This is a genomic window from Daejeonella sp., assembly GCF_049655485.1.
Lineage (GTDB): Bacteria > Bacteroidota > Bacteroidia > Sphingobacteriales > Sphingobacteriaceae > Daejeonella.
Genome location: NZ_JBASJU010000120.1, coordinates 1 through 2,320, shown reverse-complemented (window position 1 = coordinate 2,320; position 2,320 = coordinate 1). Strand labels below are relative to the sequence as shown.

Sequence of the window (2,320 nt, the reverse complement as noted above, 5' to 3'; positions counted from 1 at the left end):
ATCCAGAACTGTTTAAAAACTTCTTGACAAGAAGGTCTGAAGACACAAACTTAAATATTGGCATCAACGACAAAGCCTATGAATTTAAGTCGATGCAGGATTTTTTTATTATGTCAGAGCGCTCACTTAATACTTTTTCGTTAAGTGAGGCAAATGACGTAGAAGCAAGTACAAACTATAAAATTGAAAAGACAGTAAGTATACCCACACAAGATATTAATTCAATTCTAGAAACTTATTTTCATAGTAAAAATTTGGATTTATTAAGTATCGACACTGAAGGTCTTGACTTTCTTATTCTTCAAGCACTTGATTTTAATAAATATTCACCTAAGATTTTATGTGTAGAAACCTTAACTTTTTCCGCTGCCGGGAAAGAGAAAAAGCGAACTGATCTTATTGATTTTATAATTTCGAAAGGCTATTTTGTTTACGCTGATACCTATATCAATACAATATTTGTAAACAACGAAATCTGGAATTCCAGATAATATTGTTGAATACAGGTGCGTATTAAAAATAGATATAGAATTCAAGTCCTTAAGGGAATTTGAAATTTGTTAAATCCTTATGAAGTAGTTTTGATCTATTTTAGTGGTATTACAGTTAATTATTTGCGCGGTATATTTATTACGTCAGATAAAATAAAGAGAATTAATTCAATTAATCTTCGTTCTAATTAAAGTACAAAAGTTATGAAACTGCACCTGGGTTGTGGACAGAAATATTTTGAGGGATATGTAAATATTGATTATCCGCCATCAGAACACACAGTAATGAGTGAAACGGTAGCTGACGAATTTGCCAATTTACTTGAGATGACTTACCCGGCTAGTACGATAGAGGAAATCCGCCTTCATCATGTGTTTGAACACTTCCCCAGAGCTGTTGCTTGTGCGCTGTTAGCATCATGGAACTCTTGGCTAAAAGTAGGTGGTACATTGAGAATTGAGGTGCCTGATTTTTATGGTACCGCTAAGACAATTTTTAGTCCTTTCACAAATGACAGTCAAAAATCTATTGCGATGAGGCATATTTTTGGATCTCAAGAAGCACATTGGGCGGTTCACTACGATGGATATACGAAGGGTAATCTCGAATTATTTTTGGGGAAGTTTGGATTTAAGACTTCAAAAATTCTTCCAAATAAATGGAAAGGCACTCATAATATTGAAATAATTGCCGTAAAAGTTTCAGACTTAGATGTTGATTTGGCGTCACAAGCAGCGGAAAGTTATCTTAAGCGATTTATGGTTGATCAATCGGAAAGCGAACAAGTGCAATTAGGAACTTGGATGTCCGATTATAAAAATCAGATTGACAAAACGTTTTCTAAATCGTAATTTATATTAAAAGGGGAATCTTTGGCGAATATTGTAATTTTTGGAGGCCAGGGCTATTTAGGTCAAAATTTGATCTATCAATGCGGTACAGAACATAACTTCATGACCATTGGAAGGAGCACCGATCGTGCTGAATCCGGTATTGAATATTCCCATGTAAGTATAAGTGACCCAGTATTATTTGAGAAATTGAACCTCTTTAAACCCGACTATTTTCTTATATCATACTATGGTAATCCCATGATCCAAGATGTCGATGTATATAATCGATTAAATAATAATATTTGGTCTATTTATGAATCTATAAATAGCCACCCTAAAATTGTCTTTTTAAGTTCTCAATTAGTATATGGTGATGACGAGAGTTATTATAATAAAATCGTTAACCCCAGTGATTTCTACGGCCAAATGTGTATCGAATTCGAACGTCAAATTCAGGTTAAGACGCCAGATCGTTATTTAATCGTAAGAGTTCCGGTTGTATACGGAGGGGTGCCGAGTCTGAAAAATGGATACAAAAACATCATATCTGTGTTCATTAATTTAGCGAAAAATGGAAAAGAACTAATGGTTTTTGGAAATGGATTACAAACGCGCTCAATAATTCACATGGAGGATTTTGTAACTTTTATTAACAAAGTATTGACAAGTGCTCCACGCATCAATATTATAAATGCTTCTTTCGACGAACATTATTCCATCCGAGAACTAGCGGCATTAATTTCTAAGGAATTTAAAGTGCCATGTATATTAGATAGAGAGTGGCCCGTTAGCAAATCTCCAGAGAAATTATATGATATTCGGTTGGATCCGACCGCCGCACAAAGTCTAGTATCCCATCAATGGGATTTAAAAAATTATCTAAAGGTTATAAATGAATAATCCTATAGTTTCAGTTGTTATGCCCGTGTATAACGGGGAAAAGTATTTGAAAGAAGCTATAGGAAGCATTTTAGCCCAAAGCCTGAAGGAAATTG

General features: G+C 34.2%; 4 protein-coding genes. All 4 read left to right on the top strand.

Going from position 1 to position 2,320, the window contains the following annotated elements:
• The coding region (locus WBJ10_RS04855) for an FkbM family methyltransferase (RefSeq protein ID WP_424288400.1) at window positions 1-491 on the top strand (491 nt) is incomplete at its 5' end.
• 204 nt (window positions 492-695) lie between these two features.
• The gene (locus tag WBJ10_RS04850; RefSeq protein WP_424288399.1) at window positions 696-1,343 is read left to right on the top strand and encodes a hypothetical protein; all 648 of its coding nucleotides are present in this window, start codon (window positions 696-698) and stop codon (window positions 1,341-1,343) included.
• Window positions 1,344-1,364: 21 nt separating this feature from the next.
• The gene (locus WBJ10_RS04845; RefSeq protein ID WP_424288398.1) at window positions 1,365-2,225 is read left to right on the top strand and encodes an NAD-dependent epimerase/dehydratase family protein; all 861 of its coding nucleotides are present in this window, start codon (window positions 1,365-1,367) and stop codon (window positions 2,223-2,225) included.
• A partial coding sequence (locus tag WBJ10_RS04840; protein WP_424288401.1) for a glycosyltransferase occupies window positions 2,218-2,320 on the top strand: 103 nt, incomplete at its 3' end. The genes WBJ10_RS04845 and WBJ10_RS04840, both read left to right, overlap by 8 nt.

What these genes read in the sequence shown, in the direction of transcription:
- WBJ10_RS04850 (WP_424288399.1), top strand. Translation starts at nt 696, where the DNA reads ATGAAACTGCACCTGGGTTGTGGACAGAAATATTTTGAGGGATATGTA.